Source organism: Stenotrophomonas sp. YJH_SMC_69 (assembly GCF_059370495.1).
Window position 1 is genome coordinate 174,658 of record NZ_JCAFTS010000009.1, and the last position, 17,154, is coordinate 191,811.

At 67.2% G+C, this 17,154-nt stretch carries 10 protein-coding genes and 1 riboswitch; of the genes, 3 read left to right on the forward strand and 7 right to left on the reverse strand.

The genetic code is table 11. From position 1 onward, the window contains the following. Positions 1 to 6: 6 nt before the first annotated feature. The 3 genes from AC5P8F_RS16115 to AC5P8F_RS16125 all read right to left on the reverse strand — a co-directional run bounded on the left by AC5P8F_RS16115 (position 7) and on the right by AC5P8F_RS16125 (position 4,867). Positions 7 to 1,416: a coniferyl aldehyde dehydrogenase gene (locus tag AC5P8F_RS16115; protein WP_495228561.1), complete on the reverse strand. Its 1,410-nt coding sequence runs from the start codon at positions 1,414 to 1,416 to the stop codon at positions 7 to 9. A gap of 198 nt (positions 1,417 to 1,614) precedes the next feature. Then, complete coding sequence (locus tag AC5P8F_RS16120) at positions 1,615 to 3,279, reverse strand: MFS transporter (RefSeq protein ID WP_014648890.1); 1,665 nt, start codon at positions 3,277 to 3,279, stop codon at positions 1,615 to 1,617. A 160-nt stretch (positions 3,280 to 3,439) separates the two neighbouring features. Beyond that, positions 3,440 to 4,867: a DcaP family trimeric outer membrane transporter gene (locus tag AC5P8F_RS16125; protein WP_032957835.1), complete on the reverse strand. Its 1,428-nt coding sequence runs from the start codon at positions 4,865 to 4,867 to the stop codon at positions 3,440 to 3,442. Between the two features lie 245 nt (positions 4,868 to 5,112). Here AC5P8F_RS16125 and acs point away from each other — a divergent pair, with 245 nt between their 5' ends. Together acs and AC5P8F_RS16135 are read left to right on the forward strand one after the other, a co-directional pair. Then, positions 5,113 to 7,056, forward strand: coding sequence for an acetate--CoA ligase (gene acs, locus AC5P8F_RS16130; RefSeq protein ID WP_032957836.1), 1,944 nt, complete (start codon positions 5,113 to 5,115; stop codon positions 7,054 to 7,056). A gap of 110 nt (positions 7,057 to 7,166) precedes the next feature. Beyond that, positions 7,167 to 7,832, forward strand: coding sequence for a response regulator transcription factor (locus AC5P8F_RS16135; RefSeq protein ID WP_006477308.1), 666 nt, complete (start codon positions 7,167 to 7,169; stop codon positions 7,830 to 7,832). Positions 7,833 to 7,934: 102 nt separating this feature from the next. On the opposite strand, the gene AC5P8F_RS16140 is transcribed toward AC5P8F_RS16135, so the two are convergent. From AC5P8F_RS16140 to AC5P8F_RS16155, 4 genes are all read right to left on the reverse strand, one after another. Then, positions 7,935 to 8,390, reverse strand: a complete 456-nt coding sequence (locus AC5P8F_RS16140) for an REP-associated tyrosine transposase (protein WP_032957838.1) — start codon at positions 8,388 to 8,390, stop codon at positions 7,935 to 7,937. 146 nt (positions 8,391 to 8,536) lie between these two features. After that, positions 8,537 to 9,112: a manganese efflux pump MntP gene (locus AC5P8F_RS16145; RefSeq protein ID WP_032957840.1), complete on the reverse strand. Its 576-nt coding sequence runs from the start codon at positions 9,110 to 9,112 to the stop codon at positions 8,537 to 8,539. An 88-nt stretch (positions 9,113 to 9,200) separates the two neighbouring features. Further along, positions 9,201 to 9,290: riboswitch (yybP-ykoY riboswitch) on the reverse strand. A 140-nt stretch (positions 9,291 to 9,430) separates the two neighbouring features. Beyond that, positions 9,431 to 12,889 carry a hybrid sensor histidine kinase/response regulator gene (locus AC5P8F_RS16150; protein WP_014648893.1) on the reverse strand — a complete coding sequence of 1,153 codons (3,459 nt, stop codon included), beginning with the start codon at positions 12,887 to 12,889 and terminating at the stop codon, positions 9,431 to 9,433. Between the two features lie 233 nt (positions 12,890 to 13,122). Then, a complete protein-coding gene (locus AC5P8F_RS16155) occupies positions 13,123 to 15,270 on the reverse strand; it encodes a S46 family peptidase (RefSeq protein ID WP_164076978.1) in 2,148 nt (715 codons plus the stop codon). A gap of 126 nt (positions 15,271 to 15,396) precedes the next feature. Here AC5P8F_RS16155 and AC5P8F_RS16160 point away from each other — a divergent pair, with 126 nt between their 5' ends. Beyond that, positions 15,397 to 17,085: an Hsp70 family protein gene (locus AC5P8F_RS16160; RefSeq protein ID WP_495228566.1), complete on the forward strand. Its 1,689-nt coding sequence runs from the start codon at positions 15,397 to 15,399 to the stop codon at positions 17,083 to 17,085. Positions 17,086 to 17,154: the final 69 nt, after the last annotated feature.

Sequence of the window (17,154 nt, forward strand, 5' to 3'; positions counted from 1 at the left end):
GTGGCTTCATCGCAGCAGGAACCGCAACAACCCCGCAATCCTCGAATACGGCGGCCGCAGCCGGTCGCTGGCCGCCCAGCGCGACTGCCACAGCACCGGCAGCCGCTTGCTCATCGCATCGAACCCGGCGCGGCCGTGGTACGCGCCCATGCCGCTTGCCCCTACACCGCCAAACGGCAGGCCATCGGCGGCGAAGTGCAGCAGCGTGTCATTCACCGTCACCCCGCCGGCCACCACCTGGCCAAGGATGCGCTCCACCGTCGCCGTGTCGTGGCTGAAGGGATACAGCGCCAGCGGCCGGTCGCGGGACAGCACGTCGCCCAGCGCGGCGTCCAGATCCGGGTAGGCCCGCACCGGAAGGATCGGGCCGAAGATCTCCTCGCGCATCAGGTCCAGGTCGTCCGGCGGGTCCAGCACCACGGTCGGCACCAGCAGGCGCTCGCGGTCGGCGCGCGCGTCATCCACCTGCGCCAGCGGAATCACCGGCACCCCGCGCTGCCGCGCCTGTGCCAGGTAGCCCTGCAGGCGCCGGTACTGGCCTTCATTGATGATGCGGGTGTAGTCGTCGGCATCGCTGAAGTCGCCATAGCGCTCGCGCACCTGCTGCTGCAGCGCCTGTACGAACTCGCGCTGGCGCGCGGTATCGATCAGCACATAATCCGGCGCGATGCAGGTCTGGCCCGCGTTGAACCACTTGCCGGTGGCCAGCCGCGCGGCGGCTTTATCCAACGGGAAATCACGGCAGACGATGGCCGGCGACTTGCCGCCCAGTTCCAGCGTGACCGGTACCAGATGCTCAGCCGCAGCAGCCATCACCTTGCGGCCGACCGCCGTCGAACCGGTGAACAACAGATGGTCCAGCGGCAGCGAGGACACCGCCGCCGCCACGTCCGCCCCACCCTGCACCACCGCCACCCGATCGGGCGGGAACACGCTGGCCAGCAGATCGGCCAGGAACGCGCTGGTGCGCGGCGTGTGTTCCGAAGGCTTCAGCAGCACATGGTTGCCGGCAGCAATCGCGGTGACCAGCGGCACCAGCGCCAGCGTGACCGGGTAGTTCCACGGTGAGATCACCCCCACCACGCCGAGCGGCGTCGGCCGCAGCTGCGCGCGCGCCGGCCACAACTTCCATCCCGCCGATGCCCGCTGCGGCTTCGACCAGCGCCGCAGGTGGCGCCGCAGGTGGTCGATGGCCGACAGCACACTCATGCCATCGGCCAGTTTCGATTCAACGTGGGCGCGATGCCCGAAGTCCTCGGCGATGGCCTGGGCCATTTCGTCCAGGCGCGGCTTCAATGCCTCGCGCAGACGGCGCAGGTCGGCTTCGCGCTGGTCGAGCGTGGGGCGCTGGGCCTGCCAGGCGCTGCGCAGGGTGTGCAGGAGGGCGGGAAGGTCTGCCGGCGTGGTGGTGGTCATGGGCCGACTATACGGGGTGCTGCGCAACGCAATGGTAGTGCCGGCCGCTGGCCGGCAAGGGCTTCATGTCCGCGGCGATTCAGGAGGTTGCCGGCCAGCGGCCGGCACTACCGGATGCGGGCCGAGTGGGCACGGCGCACAAGCAGAAAGGCCGCGGTCTGCACCGCGGCCTTTCCTTCACTGCATGGAACCCACCGGTTACTTGGTGATATCCACGTTCTTGGTTTCGCGCAGGAACAGTCCGCCGATCACCACCGACATCAGTGCGATCGCGATCGGGTACCACAGGCCGTAGTACAGGTTGCCGGTACCGGCCACCAGCGCGAACGAGATCGCCGGCAGGAAGCCACCGAACCAGCCGTTGCCGATGTGGTACGGCAGCGACATCGAGGTGTAGCGGATGCGGGTCGGGAACAGTTCGACCAGGTAGGCGGCGATCGGGCCATAGACCATGGTCACGTACAGCACCAGCAGCCACAGCATGAAGATGGTGCCGGCGATGTTGATGCGGGCGCCATCGGCCTTGGCCGGGTAGCCGGCGGTGGTCAGGGCGGTCTTCAGTTCCGCACCGAACGCATCGGCCTTGGCCTTGCCTTCTTCCTTGGTCAGGCCGGCGGCCTCATACGAGGTGACGCTGGCGCTGCCCACGTTCACCATCGCCAGCGAACCGGCGGCGGCGGGCTGCACGTCGTACGGCACACCGGCCTTGGTCAGCGCGGCGGTGGCCACGTCGCAGGAGCTGGTGAACTTGCGCAGGCCGACCGGATCGAACTGGAACGAGCAGGTAGCCGGATCGGCCACGACCAGGGCCGGCGAGCTGCTGCGGGCTTCTTCGATGGCCGGGTTGGCGAAGTGGGTCAGGCCCTTGAAGATCGGGATGTAGGTGATGGCCGCCAGCAGGCAGCCGGCCAGGATGATCTTCTTGCGACCGATGCGGTCGGACAGCCAGCCGAAGAAGATGAAGAACGGCGTGCCCAGTGCCAGCGCAGCGGCGATCAGCAGGTAGGAGGTGGTGGCATCGACCTTCAGCATGCTGCTGAGGAAGAACAGCGCGTAGAACTGGCCGCCGTACCAGACCACCGCCTGGCCAGCCGCCGCACCGAGCAGGACCAGCAGCATCAGCTTCAGGTTGCCACCCTTCAGGCTGTCGCGGAACGGGGTCTTGGAGCCCTTGCCTTCAGCCTTCATCTGCTGGAACAGCGGCGATTCGCTCAGCTGCAGGCGGATCCATACCGAAATGCCCAGCAGCAGGATCGAGACCAGGAACGGGATGCGCCAGCCCCAGGCTTCGAAGGCCTCGTTGCCCAGCGTCATGCGGCAGGCCAGGATGATCAGCAGCGACAGGAACAGGCCGAGCGTGGCGGTGCACTGGATGAAGCTGGTGTACAGGCCGCGCTTGTCGTCCGGCGCGTGCTCGGCCACGTAGGTGGCGGCACCGCCGTACTCGCCGCCCATCGCCAGGCCCTGGGCCAGGCGCAGGATGATCAGGATCACCGGTGCGGCGAAACCGATCGAGGCGTAGTTGGGCAGCACGCCGACCAGGAAGGTCGAGATGCCCATGATCAGGATGGTGACCAGGAAGGTGTACTTGCGGCCGATGCGGTCGCCGAGGCTGCCGAAGAAGGCCGCGCCGAACGGACGCACGAAGAAGCCGGCAGCGAACGCCAGCAGGGCGAAGATCATGCCCGTGGTTTCATTGACGCCACTGAAGAACTGCTTGGCGATGATGGCCGCGAGCGAGCCGTACAGGAAGAAGTCATACCACTCGAAGACCGTGCCGAGGCTCGAGGCGAAGATGACTTTCTTGTGGCCCTTGGTCAGGGTGCCCGCCGCATGGTGCGGGCCTGGTGCTGTGCTGGACATAAGACGCTTCCCCTCCGAAGCAATCGTTGTGGGTGGGTGCCGACCGTTGGTCGGCACTCAATTCGGTAGGTGCCAACCTTGGTCGGCACCCCATCTCGGTAGGTGCCGACCTTGGCCGGCACCCCATCTCGGTAGGTGCCGGCCGCTGGCCGGCACGCTCTTAGAAGCTGTACTTCGTGGTGAACTGCAACCGGGTGATGTCACCCTTGTTGCCGTTCTCCACTTCGCGGCGGCCGTACATCAGCTCGGCGCCGATATCGACCTTGGGCAGCGGCGAATAGAAGATGTTGCCGCGGATGCTCTGCACGCTCTTGGTCACCAGCGGGCCGAGGATGCTGTCGTTGTCGTAGTCGCTGCGCGCGTAGATCAGGTTGGTGCGCAACTTCGGCGAGAATGCATGCCGCCAGCCGACATAGCCGGCCAGCACGCCGGTCGGGTTGAGCTCATCGCGGGCCACGTCGTAGGCGCTGTCGGCGGTGATGCCCAGGCCGATGTAGCGGGCGATGCCTTCGCCGCCGGTCAGCTGGTAGTGCAGCGAATCGCTGTCACCCATCACCCACTTGCCGCCCAGGGTCAGGCCGCCAGCCACCTTGTCGGCCTTCGCGCCGGTGGCCTGGTTGTCCACCTTCAACTGGCGGACGATGCCACCGACACCAAAGGTGCCCCAGTCGCCCTTCCAGCCATAACGCATGGTCAGGTCGGGCAGGCTGCCACGGTCGGAGTTGGCGCTGGCGTTGGTCCAGGCCCCGGTGACCGGGTTGCGGGTACCGGTGAGGGTGGTGGTTTCCGGGTTTTCCAGTGCGACGCTGAAGCCGCCCTGGGTGTAGCGCACCTGGGCCTGGCGCACGAAGATCACGCCGTCGGTGGGGCCGACGAAGTCGACCGCCTCCGGCAGCGCGGCCGCGTCCATGAAGTTGGACCAGGTCTGGCCGGCCATCCAGTTGTTCCAGTACATGTAGGCGTGGCGCAGGGTCACGCCATAGGTATTGGTGGCGGTCTGGTTGCCCAGCGAGTTGCCGAAGAAGTCCATCTCGAAGAACGCACCGGCCTTGTTGCCCGATTCGCTCACGTTGTCGATGCCCAGGTTGAAGCGCGAGAACTTGGCGTGGGCGTTGAAGTCGGTGCCCGAACGCTTGCCGCTGCCGCCGGCGCCTTCCACCGGGGTCTGGCCCGGCAGGTACAGCGAACGGCCGGTGGCGTCGTCGGCCAGCTGGCCATCGCTGGTCTGGGTGGCCAGGAAGTCGGCCTTGATGAAGCCACCGATCTTGACCGTGGTGCCGGGCGCGGCGCCCGGAGTGATGGTGGTGACCTGGATCGGCTGCTTGCCCGCCGGCACCGAGGCGACCGGCTTCTGCCCGGCCTGCACCGTGCGCACTTCGGTCACCGCCTGCTGGGTCTGGCTGATCTGGGTCTGTTGTTGTTGCTGCGAAGACAGCAGCAGCTGGACCTGGCGTTCCAGTTCGGCAACGCGTGCTTCCAGTGCCTTCTCTTTGGCGGTCTCTGCGAACGCCATGCCCGGTGCGACCAGGGCGACCAACAGGCAGGCCGCCAAAGGTGTGCGCACGGCTTTCAACGTACGGTGGCTCATGTTGCCCTCTCTCCCAAGTGGCAAGGTGATGCCGCGCGTGGGGCACGGTCGAGCCGAGACTGCGGGGCGTTCGCGCACAGCGGCTATTGGCCATTGGTCGAACCCGGCCCTGCTGGGCGCTCACTTTCGACCATGGTCTAACCAGGGTGGTGACGCGGCCGGGGGTGGATGGGGCAAACTGAGGGGGATCGGTCGTTGCGATGCTGCGACCGCACATACAAAGTCAACGTGCAAGTGAGGGTGCCATGGCTGATATCTACCCCGTCGATCCGCAGTTCGCCGCCAAGGCACGCATCGACAAGACGTCGTACGAACAGCAGTACCAGGCGTCGGTGACCGACCCGGATGGTTTCTGGGGCAAGGCCGCCGAGCGCCTGCAATGGATGCGCAAGCCGACGAAGATCAAGAACGTCAGCTATGACCTGTCCGACTTCCACATCAAGTGGTTCGAAGATGGCGAGCTCAATGCCAGCGTGAACTGCCTGGATCGCCAGCTGGAAACGCGCGGCGACAAGACCGCCCTGCTGTTCGAGCCGGACGGCCCGGATGCACCGGCCCAGCACGTGACCTATCGCGAGCTGTACGAGCGCACCTGCCGCCTCGGCAACGCGCTGCGCAACCTCGGCGTCAAGAAGGGCGACCGCGTCACCATCTACCTGCCGATGATCGTCGACGCCGCGGTGGCCATGCTGGCCTGTGCGCGCATCGGTGCGATCCACTCGGTGGTGTTCGGTGGCTTCGCGCCGAATTCGATCGCCGACCGCGTCAGCGACTGCCAGAGCAAGCTGATCATCACCGCCGACGAGGGCCTGCGCGGTGGCCGCAGGATTCCGCTGAAGGCCAACGTTGATGCCGCGCTGAAGCTGCCGGGCACGAATACGGTTGAAACCGTGCTGGTGGTGCGCCACACCGGCGGCGCGGTGGACATGCAGGCCCCGCGCGACCGCTGGTTCCACGATGTGGTGGACAGCCAGCCGTCCACCTGCGAACCGGAACGCATGAACGCGGAAGACCCGCTGTTCATCCTCTACACCTCCGGTTCCACCGGCAAGCCCAAGGGCGTGCTGCACACCACCGGCGGTTACCTGCTGTACGCGGCCTACACCCATGAAGCGGTGTTCGACCTGCGCGAAGACGACGTCTACTGGTGCACCGCCGATGTCGGCTGGGTCACCGGCCACAGCTACATCGTGTACGGGCCGCTGGCCAACGGCGCGACCTCGCTGATGTTCGAAGGCGTGCCGAACTACCCGGACACCTCGCGTTTCTGGAACGTCATCGACAAGCACAAGGTGACCATCTTCTACACCGCCCCGACCGCCATCCGCGCGCTGATGCGCGAAGGCGAGGAGCCGGTGAAGAAGACGTCGCGCGCGTCGCTGCGCCTGCTCGGCAGCGTCGGCGAGCCGATCAATCCGGAAGCCTGGCGCTGGTACTACGAAGTGGTCGGCGACAGCCGCTGCCCGATCGTCGATACCTGGTGGCAGACCGAGACCGGCGGCATCCTGATCTCGCCGCTGGCCGGCGCGATGGACCTCAAGCCCGGTTCGGCCACCCTGCCCTTCTTCGGCGTGCAGCCGGCGCTGGTCAATGCCGATGGCGAGATCCAGGACGGCCCGACCGAGGGCAACCTGATCATCCGTGATTCCTGGCCGGGCCAGATGCGCACGGTGTACGGCGACCACCAGCGCTTCATCGATACCTATTTCCGCACCTACCCGGGCAGCTACTTCACCGGCGACGGTTGCCGCCGCGACGAAGACGGCTACTACTGGATCACTGGTCGCGTTGACGACGTGATCAATGTGTCCGGCCACCGCATCGGCACCGCCGAAGTGGAAAGCGCGCTGGTCTCGCACCCGAAGGTGGCCGAAGCGGCCGTGGTCGGCTTCCCGCACGACGTGAAGGGCCAGGGCATCTACGCCTACGTGACGCTGGTGGCCGAAGAGGCGCCGAGCGACGAGCTGCAGAAGGAACTGGTCGCCTGGGTGCGCAAGGAAATCGGCCCGATCGCCACGCCGGACCACCTGCAGTGGGCGCCGGGCCTGCCGAAGACCCGCTCGGGCAAGATCATGCGCCGCATCCTGCGCAAGATCGCCGAGAACGCGCCGGACCAGCTCGGCGATACCTCGACCCTGGCCGACCCGTCGGTGGTGGCCTCGCTGGTGGACGAGCGCAAGGTGCGCTGACGTACGGCCCGGGGCCGGCTCCCGGGGTCGGATCCCGTTCCGCCAGGAACGGGCTCTGACCGCCGTAGGATCTGGCCCCATGCAGTTTCCCCCCACGGTTCCCCCCGACCATGACCACCCTCCTGATTGCCGATGACCACCCGCTGTTCCGCGAAGCCCTGCGCGGGGCGGTACAGCGGGTCATCCCCGGCGTGCAGCTGTTCGAGGCCGACAGCGTGGAAGCGCTGTATGCACTGGCCGACCAGCACAACGACGCCGACCTGGTCCTGATGGACCTCAACATGCCTGGCGCACAGGGTTTCAACGCGCTGGTGCACATGCGTTCGCTGCACCCGCACCTGCCGGTGGTGGTGGTGTCCGCGCGCGAAGAAGCCACGGTGATGCGCCGCGCGCTCGACCACGGTGCGCTCGGCTTCATTCCCAAGTCCGCCGACTCGGACACCATCGGCCACGCACTGGGCACCATCCTTGATGGCGAGACCTGGGCACCGCCGGAAGCGCACAACGTGCCGCCCACCGGCAGCGAAGAACGCGAAGTCGGCCAGCGCCTGCGCGAGCTGACCCCGCAGCAGTTCCGCGTGCTGCAGATGCTGGGCGCCGGCCGCTTGAACAAGCAGATCGCCTACGACCTCAACGTCTCCGAAGCGACGATCAAGGCCCACGTCACCGCCATCCTGCGCAAGCTGGGCGTGACCAACCGCACCCAGGCCGTGCTGATGGCCGGCAAGCTGGCCATCGACGACGACGCCATCGTGCTGCCGCCGGAAGAAGATTGATCGTAACGGACTGCGGAGCCGAGCATGTGCTCGGCTCCGCAGCCTTCATGATGCCCCTGTAGAGCCGAGCCCATGCTCGGCTGCTCTTGGCCTCAATACCGATCACCCCCAAAGCCGCCATCGACTCCATACATAGGGGTATTCCCCGATGCGCGTGGCCAGCCCAGCACGCACTGGATTGGCTGCAATGTACATCGCCTGCGTGCGCAGGCACTCATCGCTGCGCAACGCATGGTCGTAGTACCCCGGCTGCCAGATCGGTGCGTTCGCATCAACGCGCCTGGCGATGGATCTTCCACTCCGGGACTTCAGGATCTGCATGCAGCCGGCCAGCGTTCCGGTACGCAACTCGACCAACCAATGCAGGTGGTCCGGCATGACCACCCAGGCGAGGGAGGAGGTCCGCCCCGTCCGCTCTACGGTGCGCAGCGCTTCGATCAGCAGATCGACATTGGCCTTGTCGTCGAACCAGGGACGGCGTGCGCGTGTCACAGCCGTGATCGCGTAGACATTGCCGGTCTGCGACCAGCGACCAAAGCGGAGTGCGGGACTGGCCATGCGAAGAGGCTATGGCACGCATGACAGCCTCTCCATCAGCGAAATGCCGTGCTGCATGTCGGCGAATGCTCCAATGTAGAGCCGAGCCCACGCTCGGCTGCCATGTGAAGCAGCCGAGCATGGGCTCGGCTCTACAGGGGCGGGCGTTACCCCACGCCGTGCAGGTGTTCGTACAGGATCGTTGCGCCGATGATCACCAGGATCACGCCACCGATGATCTCCGCACGCTTGCCGACCATGCTGCCCAGCACGCGGCCGAGCATGATGCCGACGGTGACCATGGTCAGCGTGCACAGGCCGATCACCGCAGCCATCACGCCGATATGTACATCCATGAAGGCCAGGCCGATGCCCACCGCCATCGCGTCGATGCTGGTGGCGAAACCGGTCAGCGCCAGCTTCCAGAAGCCGTGGTGTTGCGACGGATCTTCGTCGTCCTCAGCACTGTCGGGGCGCAGGCCGTTGTAGATCATGTGGATGCCCAGTGCGCCGAGCAGGCCGAAGGCGATCCAGTGGTCGAAGGCTTCGACGTATTGCAGGGCAGCCCGACCGAGCAGCCAGCCGATGATGGGCGTGATCGCCTCGATGACGCCGAAGATGATGCCGGCACGCAATGCATCGCGGAACACCGGCTTGCGCATGGCCGCACCCTTGCCGATTGCAGCGGCGAAGGCATCGGTGGACATGGCAAAGCCGATCAGGAGGATCGAAATGGGGGACATGGGCGGTGGCTGAGGTCGGGCTGGGACGGACGCACGGCCTGCGCTCGCGCCCAACCTGACGTTGCGCGCGCGGGCCGCTGGTCTCGCCAACCATCATGGTTGTCCACGCCACGGCGCACTGGCCGAGTATGTTGACGTGGACGATTCCTGCGAAGGAATCCGGCTACTCCCCAAGGGGACGCGAAGCTTAGCATCGCGATCCGCACGTGGCGCATTTCCAGCGAAACGCGCAGGCAGGGCTGGTTTGTATAGCGATGGCTATATCGGCGCCGCCATGCGTTCGGGAGCCGAGCACGGGCTCGGCTCTACAATTGCCGATCAGGCATCGCTATTGCCGGCATCGCGCAGCGCGCCCAGGAAGGCGCGCAGCGAGGCCGGCTTGATCGGCTTGGTCAGCACGCGGTAGCCGCGTTCGCGTGCCATCCGCTTCAGTTCGTCGCGGCCATCGGCGGTCAACAACGCACCCGGCAGCGGGTAACCGGCGGCTTCACGCAGCGCCACCAGCGCATCCAGGCCGTCCATGCGGTCGTGCAGGTGGTAGTCCACCAGCATCACCTGCGGCCGCTCGGCCACTTTCTCCAGCGCCTGATCCACCGTCGATGCCGTAATCACCTGCACCTGCCAGCGACCGAGCAGCGCGCGCATGCCGTCGAGGATCTCTTCGTCGTTGTCTACGCACAGCACGCGCAGGCCGGCCAGCGAATCGCTGCGCAGCGGCGCGGCTGCGGCCTGTACCGGCGCGGCCAGTTCGGTATAGCCCGGCAGCGGCGCCACCCGCGGCAGGATGATCGAGAACATCGAGCCCTTGCCAACCCGGCTGCGCGCATTGAGGCGATGGTCAAGCAGGCGCGAGATGCGCTGGCAGATCGACAGGCCCAGGCCCAACCCCTGTTCGCCCCAATCGAACGGCTGCTGGTAGCGGTGGAACTCGTCGAAGATCTGCCGCATGTGGTGCTCGGGAATGCCCGGGCCGGTATCCCATACCTGCAGCTCCACTTCGTTGCCACGCTGGCGCACCGCCAGCACGATGCGGCCCTGGCGGGTGTAGCGCAGCGCATTGGCCAGGAAGTTCTGCAGCACGCGGCGCAGCAGGCGGCGATCACTGCGCACCCAGGCCGGACGCGTGAACAGGTCCAGGCGCAGGCCACGGCCGGCGGCGACCGGCGTGTACTGCGCGGCCAGTTCGCGCATCAGCGCGCTCACGTCGAACTCGCCGATCACCGGGTGCAGGCCACCGGCATCCAGCCGCGACACGTCCAGCAGGCCATCAAGCAGTTCTTCGGCAGCACGCAGCGACGCATCCACGCGCTCGGCCAGGTGCTTCTGCTCGTCGCTCACATGGTCGCTGTCGCGCAGCGCCGAAGCAAACAGCCGTGCGGCGTTCAACGGCTGCAGCACGTCATGGCTGATCGCCGCCAGGAAGCGGGTCTTCGACTGCTGCGCGACCTCGGCCTCGTGCGAGCGCTCGGCCACGCGCTGTTCCAGCGTCTCGTTGGCCTCCAGCAGTGCCTTCTCCGCGTGCTTGTAGTCGGTGATGTCGTTGTAGCTGGTCACGTAACCGCCGCCGGGCAGCGCCTGGCCGCGCATCTCGATCACCTTGCCGTCGCTGCGGGTGCGCTCGAACACGTGCGGTGAGCCGGCGCGCATGTAGCCGATGCGGCGGTTGATCTGCACTTCGATATCGCCCTCGCCCAGCTCGCCGCGCTCGGCGTTGTAGCGGATCAGGTCGGCCACCGGGCGGCCCACGTAGAGCATGCCGTCGGGGTAGCCGAACATGTCCTGGTAGCGGCGGTTCCATGCGGTCAGGCGCATGTCCGGATCAACCACGCTGACCCCGGCGCTGATGTTCTCCAGCGTGGTCGACAGGATCTCGCGGTTGAAGCGCAGCTCCTGCCCCGCTTCGTCCAGCACCGCCACCACTTCGCCCAGGTCCATGCCCGAGCCACGCAGCAGGCTGGTCAGCAGCAGGCGCGCCGATGCCGCGCCGATCGAGGCCGCCAACAGACGCTCGGTGAACTGTACCCACGGCCGGTCCGCAGGCGCCGAGGATTGCAGCTCGCGGCCCAGCGACTGCGCCTGCTCGAAGAACGAACGCCGCGCGTGGCGCTCGCCGACCACGCGCGAGGCCAGTGCCAGCAGGTCGCCCACGTGCACGTGGCCGGGCCAGCCGCCGGCCACCGACGGGCGTTCGGCATACGGGTCGAGGAAGGGGGCAGCGCGCAGGCGCTCGTCGACGCCGGGTCGCCAGCGTGCGGACACCAGCATCATCGTCGCCGCATTGACCAGCAGCGACCAGAACGTGCCATGGGTCAGCGGATCCCAGCCGGTCATGCCGAACAGCTGCTGCGGGCGCAGCCACTCAATGCCGAACGGGCCGTGCTGCACCCAGGCGGCATCGACCCAGCCGGCCATGGTCATCGCCGGCAACAGCAGGGTGTACAGCCAGGTGGCGAAGCCGAGCAGCATGCCCACCTCGACGCCACGCCGGCTGGCACCGCGCCAGTACAGGCCGCCGATCAGGCCGGGCGCGAACTGCGCCACCGCTGCGAACGCCATCAGGCCGTACGAGGCCAGGGTGCTGTCGTTGCTGCTGGTGCGGTAGTAGCTGTAGGCCATCAACGCCAGCAGCAGGATCGCCAGGCGGCGGATCCACAGCACGCGCGAGGCGACGTCGGCGGCCTCCTGGTGGTCACCGCTCCGACGCAGCAGCACCGGCATCACCAGGTCGTTGCTGACCATGGTAGCCAGCGCGATGGACGACACGATGACCATGCCGGTGGCCGCCGAAAAGCCGCCCACGTAGGCGATCAGCGCCAGCGCATTGCGGCCTTCGGCCAGCGGCAGGGCCAGCACCATCGAGTCGTCGGCGACGCTGCCGCCGGTGCCGAACAGGGTCACGCCGGCGGTGGCGATCGGCAGCACCATGCCCGAGATCAGCACCAGGTAGCCGCCGAACATCCAGCGCGCGCGGCGCACGTCGCGCACATCGCCGCACTCGACCACGGCCACGTGGAACTGGCGCGGCAGGCAGATGATGGCCAGGAAACTGAGCAGCGTCTGCGAGATGAAGCCCACCGGCGGCAGGCCGGTGAACAGCGTATGCACCGACTCGACCACCGCGTCGGTGCGGTTGCTCAGCCACAGGTAGGCGAACACGCCCACGGCCAGCATCGCCAGCAGCTTGATCACCGATTCGAAGGCGATGGCCAGCATCATGCCGTGGTGGTGTTCGGTGGCATCGACCTGGCGGGTACCGAACAGGGTGGCGAACAGCGCCATCAGCAGCGCCACGTACAGCGCGGGATCGGTGAAGAAGCCGGTCGGGCCGGTGTTGCCGGTCAGCACCTGCAGGCTCATCGCCACTGCTTTGTACTGCAGCGCCAGGTAGGGAATGATACCGATCAGCGCGATGATCGCCACCAGCGCCGCCAGCCGCCGGGAACGGCCGAAGCGCGAGGAGATGAAATCGGCGATGGAGACCACGTTCTGGCTGCGCGCGATCAGCGCCAGGCGCTCGATGATGCGCCAGCCGAACAGCAGCAGCAGCAGTGGGCCGATGTAGATGGGCAGGTAGCCCACGCCGTTGCGCACGGCGGTGCCGACCGCGCCGTAGAAGGTCCACGACGAGCAGTACACGGCCAGTGCCAGGCTGTAGACCACCGGCCGCAGCCACGGCCGGTCGGGGTACATCGGCCGACGGTCGCCCCACCACGCCACGCCGAACAGCAGCGCGGCATAGGCAACCGAGACCAGCAGCAGGATCCAGCTGGAGACCACGCGTGCGTTTCCGTCAGGACAGGGGTCAGTAGATCACGACCGCTGGTCGTGCGGGTAGGTCATGGCGGTGGGTCACGACCATTGGTCCGTCTGGTGGGTCACGATCGTTGATCCGTCTGGTGGGTCACGACCGTTGGTCGTGACGGGGACATCCGTGCCCACTAACAGTGGGCACCTACCGGGAATCAATGGGCACCCACCAGGAAGCGGTGGGCGCCTGCCAGGTACCGGCGTTATTGGGCCGGCACGCCCATTTCCTTCAGCAGCTCGGGCGCCGGGTAGACCTTGGCCAGCAGCCAGCGCAGGTAGCGCATGTCCACGTGCACGGCGCGCTTGTAGCGCGGGTCGAACCACCAGCTGGCGCTGACCGACTCCCAGTTGCTGTCGAAGTTCAGGCCGATCAGTTCGCCCCTGGCGTTGAGCACCGGCGAGCCGGAGTTGCCGCCCGTGGTGTCCAGGTTGGTCAGGAAGTTGACCGTCTGGGTCTTCAGTGCCGGATCGGCGGTGCTGCCGAAGTCACCCTTGGCGATGGCGGCCAGCAGCGGCTTGGGTGCATCGAACGGGTAGGCGTTGGTGTTCTTCTCGACGATGCCGGCCACGGTGGTCACCGGGGAGTAGGTCACGCCATCGCGCGGGTGCAGCGCCTCGACCTTGCCGTAGCTGATGCGCAGGGTGCGGTTGGCATCCGGATACACCGCGCGGCCCTGCCTGGCACGCCAGGCGAACAGCGCCTGCATGTACGCCGGGCGCAGGCGCAGCTGCTCGCCTTCGCGGGTCTTGCTCTCGTTCTCGATGCGCAGCTGCGCGGCCACCAGCGGACCGGCCACGCTGATCAGCGGATCGGCGGCCAGTGCCTTGCCTTCGCGTGCGGCGGCAAAGCGCGACAGGCGCTGCGCTTCCTCACCCAGCTGGGTACCGGCATACAGGGTGTCCAGCGCCTTGGCCAGCTGCTGTGGGGTACGACCAAAGGCCGCGTCGAACTCGGCCACGCGCTGCGCGTCCGGCAGCTGCTGGTAGCGGGTCAGCAGGGTGGTCAGCAGGGCCTTCTCGACCTCCGGCGCGTAACGGCGCTGGACCTGCTTGAGCACCCCTTCGATCATCGCCTGGTCGCGCTGCTGGTAGCCGCTCTCGCGCTGCGCGTCCGGCTTGGCCGATTCGATGCGCAGGCGTTCCAGCAGCAGCGCCGAGCGCAGCAGCTGGCTCTGCGCGGCCATCTGCTCCAGCAGCAGGTCACGCTCGCCCACCGCCGCACCCTGCGACAGGTTGGCCAGCAGCGCCTTGATGTCACCCTGGTACCTGCGGTCGGTGGCAGCCAGCATGGCCGTCTCGTCGGTGGCACGCTGGGCCTTCGCATCGCTGCGCAGCAGGCCTTCCAGTTCGCCGGCGGCACGCTTGCGGTTGTTCTTCAGCGACTGCAGCTGCGAGGCGTAGCGGGTACGCGCCTGCGCGTCCTTGGCGCTGGCGGCCTCGATGGTGTCGATCATCTGCTGGAACACCGATACGCGGCGCGGCAGCACGGTATCGATCTGGCCGGCGAATTCGGCCGCGGTGCGGTGGCGGTAGGTGATGCCCGGGTAACCGGCCAGCATCGCGTAATCGCCTTCCTTCGGGCCTTCCACCGACATCTGCAGGTGTGCCGGCGCCTGGTAGGGCACGTTGTCCTTGCTGTAGGCGGCCGGCTTGCCGTCCTTGCCCACGTAGGCGCGCAGCAGGGTGAAGTCGCCGGTGTGGCGCGGCCACATGAAGTTGTCGATCTCATCGCCGTAGTTGCCGATCGCACGCGGCGGCGCATACACCAGGCGCACGTCGCTCAGTTCCAGCTGGGCAATGCGGTAGAAATCGGTGCCGTAGTACATGTTGGCCACCGAGCAGCGCACGCTGCCGTCCTTCTCGCACTCGGCCACGATCTGCTTGCTGGCTGCATCCACGGCATCGAAGTAGGCACGGCCGGTCTTGCCACGGGCCTGCGCCAGCACCTGGTCGGTCACCTTGTCGAAGCCGACGGTGACCAGCACGCGGAAGTCCGGGTTGGCCGGGCGCTCATCGGCACGGTCCCTGGCGATGAAGCCACCAGCGATCAGGTCGTGCTCGGGCGAGCTGTTGTACTGGATCACGCCCATCGCCACGTGGTGGTTGGTCAGCAGCAGGCCGTCGGCGGACACAAACGAACCGGTGCCACCACCGGCGCGCACCACGGCGCTCAGCGGCGGCGCGGTGACGTTGGCCAGGTCGGCCGGATTGCCCTTGAAGCCAGCGGCCTGCAGCGGTTGGGCCAGGTCCGGCAGCTGCGTCGGCATCCACATGCCTTCATCGGCGTGGGCGCCGGTGGCGAGGGTCAGGCCCAGGGCCAGGGCGGTGGGGAGGGCTTTGCGTGGTGACATGAGGCAATCCGGTACGACAGAACAGCCCGGGACCATAGCCCGTGGGGCGCTGTCGGGCAACGCCCGATAGTCAGGCCTGCGCCGCGCTCCTAGAATTGCCGTTTTCTGCACATCGGACGTTCGCAGATGATCGTCGGCATCGATCTTGGCACCACCCATTCCCTCATCGGCAGGCACACGGCAGCAGGGCCGCAGCTGTTCCCCAATGCCCATGGCGAGCTGTTGACCCCTTCGGTGGTCAGCCTCGTCGATGGTGCCGTACTGGTCGGCCAGCCGGCCCGTGACCGCCTGGTCAGCCATCCGCAGCAGACCGTGGCCCATTTCAAGCGCTGGATGGGCAGCGACCGTGAGACCCGGCTGGGTGAGCGCAGTTTCCGTCCCGAGGAGCTCTCGGCCATGGTGCTGCGCTCGCTGCTGGCCGACGCCGAAGCCGCCCTGGGCCACAAGGTGGAGGAAGCGGTGATCAGCGTGCCGGCCTACTTCTCCGACGCCCAGCGCAAGGCCACCCGGGCCGCCGGCGAACTGGCCGGCATCCGCGTCGAGCGCCTGATCAATGAACCCACGGCCGCTGCGCTGGCCTATGGTCTGCAGGAGCGTGACGGCGAAGGCCGCGTGCTGGTGCTGGACCTGGGCGGCGGCACCTTCGACGTCTCCATCCTGGAACTGTTCGATGGCGTGGTCGAAGTGCATGCCAGCGCCGGCGACAATTTCCTGGGCGGCGAGGATTTCCTGCAGGTACTCGTGCAGGCCTTCCACGCCGACCAGGGCACGTCCGCCAGCGACCTGTCCGCTGCCGAGCAGGCGCAGCTGCTGCGTCGGCTGGAACTGTTCAAGCGCGAACTCAGCCAGAGCGGCACTGCCAGCCTGCAGTTGCCCCTGGCCGGCAGCGAACGCCAGTGGCAGCTGGATGAAGCTCGCTACACCCAGCTCTGCGAGCCACTGCTGCTGCGCATGCGCGCGCCCATCGAGCGCGCGATCCGCGACGCCCGGCTCAAGCCCGAGGCGCTGGACGACATCATCCTGGTCGGCGGTGCGGTACGCATGCCGATGGTCAGCAGGCTTGCGACCCGCATGTTCGGCCGGCTGCCGCTGCGCCATGTCCATCCGGACCAGGCGATTGCCTTGGGTACCGCCGTTGCAGCGGGATTGAAGGCGCGCGACGAATCGCTGCGCGAAGTCGTGCTGACCGATGTCTGCCCCTACACGCTTGGCACGCAGGTGTCCCGCCAGGATGCTGCCGGTGGCGAACGCAGCGGCTATTTCCACCCGATCATCCAGCGCAACAGCGTGGTGCCGGTCAGCCGCGAGGATCGCTTCTACCCGCTGCACGAGCGGCAAAGTGCCATCCGCATCGACGTGTTCCAGGGCGAGAGCCCGACGGTGGATCGCAACATCAAGCTCGGTGAGCTGACCGTGCCGCTGACCCATTCTGTCCCGATGCAGGAACGCAGCGTCACCGCCCGCTTCACCTACGACGTGAACGGGCTGCTGCAGGTCGAAGTCACCGAGGATGCCACCGGCAGGCGCCACGAGCTCATCCTGGAACAGAATCCCGGGCTGCTGTCACCCGAAGAGATCCAGCAGCGCCTGCGCGCGCTGGAAGCGCTGAAGATCCACCCGCGTGACGCCCAGCCCAACCTCGCGGTGATCGCCCGCACCGAGCGCCTGTACGAGGAACGCATCCATCACCGTGAACAGTTGCAGTCGTGGCTGAGCAGCTTCCGCCATGTGCTGGAGAGCCAGGATGCCGTTGCCGTCGAGCGTCATCGCCGTCAGCTGAACGAGGCACTCGACGCCCTCGAGCGCGATGCATGAGCTGGGCACTGCACGTCCTGGAGCTGGACCAAACGGCTGACGAGCGCGCGGTCAAGCGCGCCTATGCAA

What these genes read in the sequence shown, in the direction of transcription:
- AC5P8F_RS16125 (WP_032957835.1), bottom strand. Translation starts at nt 4,867, where the DNA reads ATGAGCCACCGTACGTTGAAAGCCGTGCGCACACCTTTGGCGGCCTGC.
- AC5P8F_RS16120 (WP_014648890.1), bottom strand. Translation starts at nt 3,279, where the DNA reads ATGTCCAGCACAGCACCAGGCCCGCACCATGCGGCGGGCACCCTGACC.
- AC5P8F_RS16115 (WP_495228561.1), bottom strand. Translation starts at nt 1,416, where the DNA reads ATGACCACCACCACGCCGGCAGACCTTCCCGCCCTCCTGCACACCCTG.
- AC5P8F_RS16155 (WP_164076978.1), bottom strand. Translation starts at nt 15,270, where the DNA reads ATGTCACCACGCAAAGCCCTCCCCACCGCCCTGGCCCTGGGCCTGACC.
- acs (WP_032957836.1), top strand. Translation starts at nt 5,113, where the DNA reads ATGGCTGATATCTACCCCGTCGATCCGCAGTTCGCCGCCAAGGCACGC.
- AC5P8F_RS16140 (WP_032957838.1), bottom strand. Translation starts at nt 8,390, where the DNA reads ATGGCCAGTCCCGCACTCCGCTTTGGTCGCTGGTCGCAGACCGGCAAT.
- AC5P8F_RS16145 (WP_032957840.1), bottom strand. Translation starts at nt 9,112, where the DNA reads ATGTCCCCCATTTCGATCCTCCTGATCGGCTTTGCCATGTCCACCGAT.
- AC5P8F_RS16160 (WP_495228566.1), top strand. Translation starts at nt 15,397, where the DNA reads ATGATCGTCGGCATCGATCTTGGCACCACCCATTCCCTCATCGGCAGG.
- AC5P8F_RS16135 (WP_006477308.1), top strand. Translation starts at nt 7,167, where the DNA reads ATGACCACCCTCCTGATTGCCGATGACCACCCGCTGTTCCGCGAAGCC.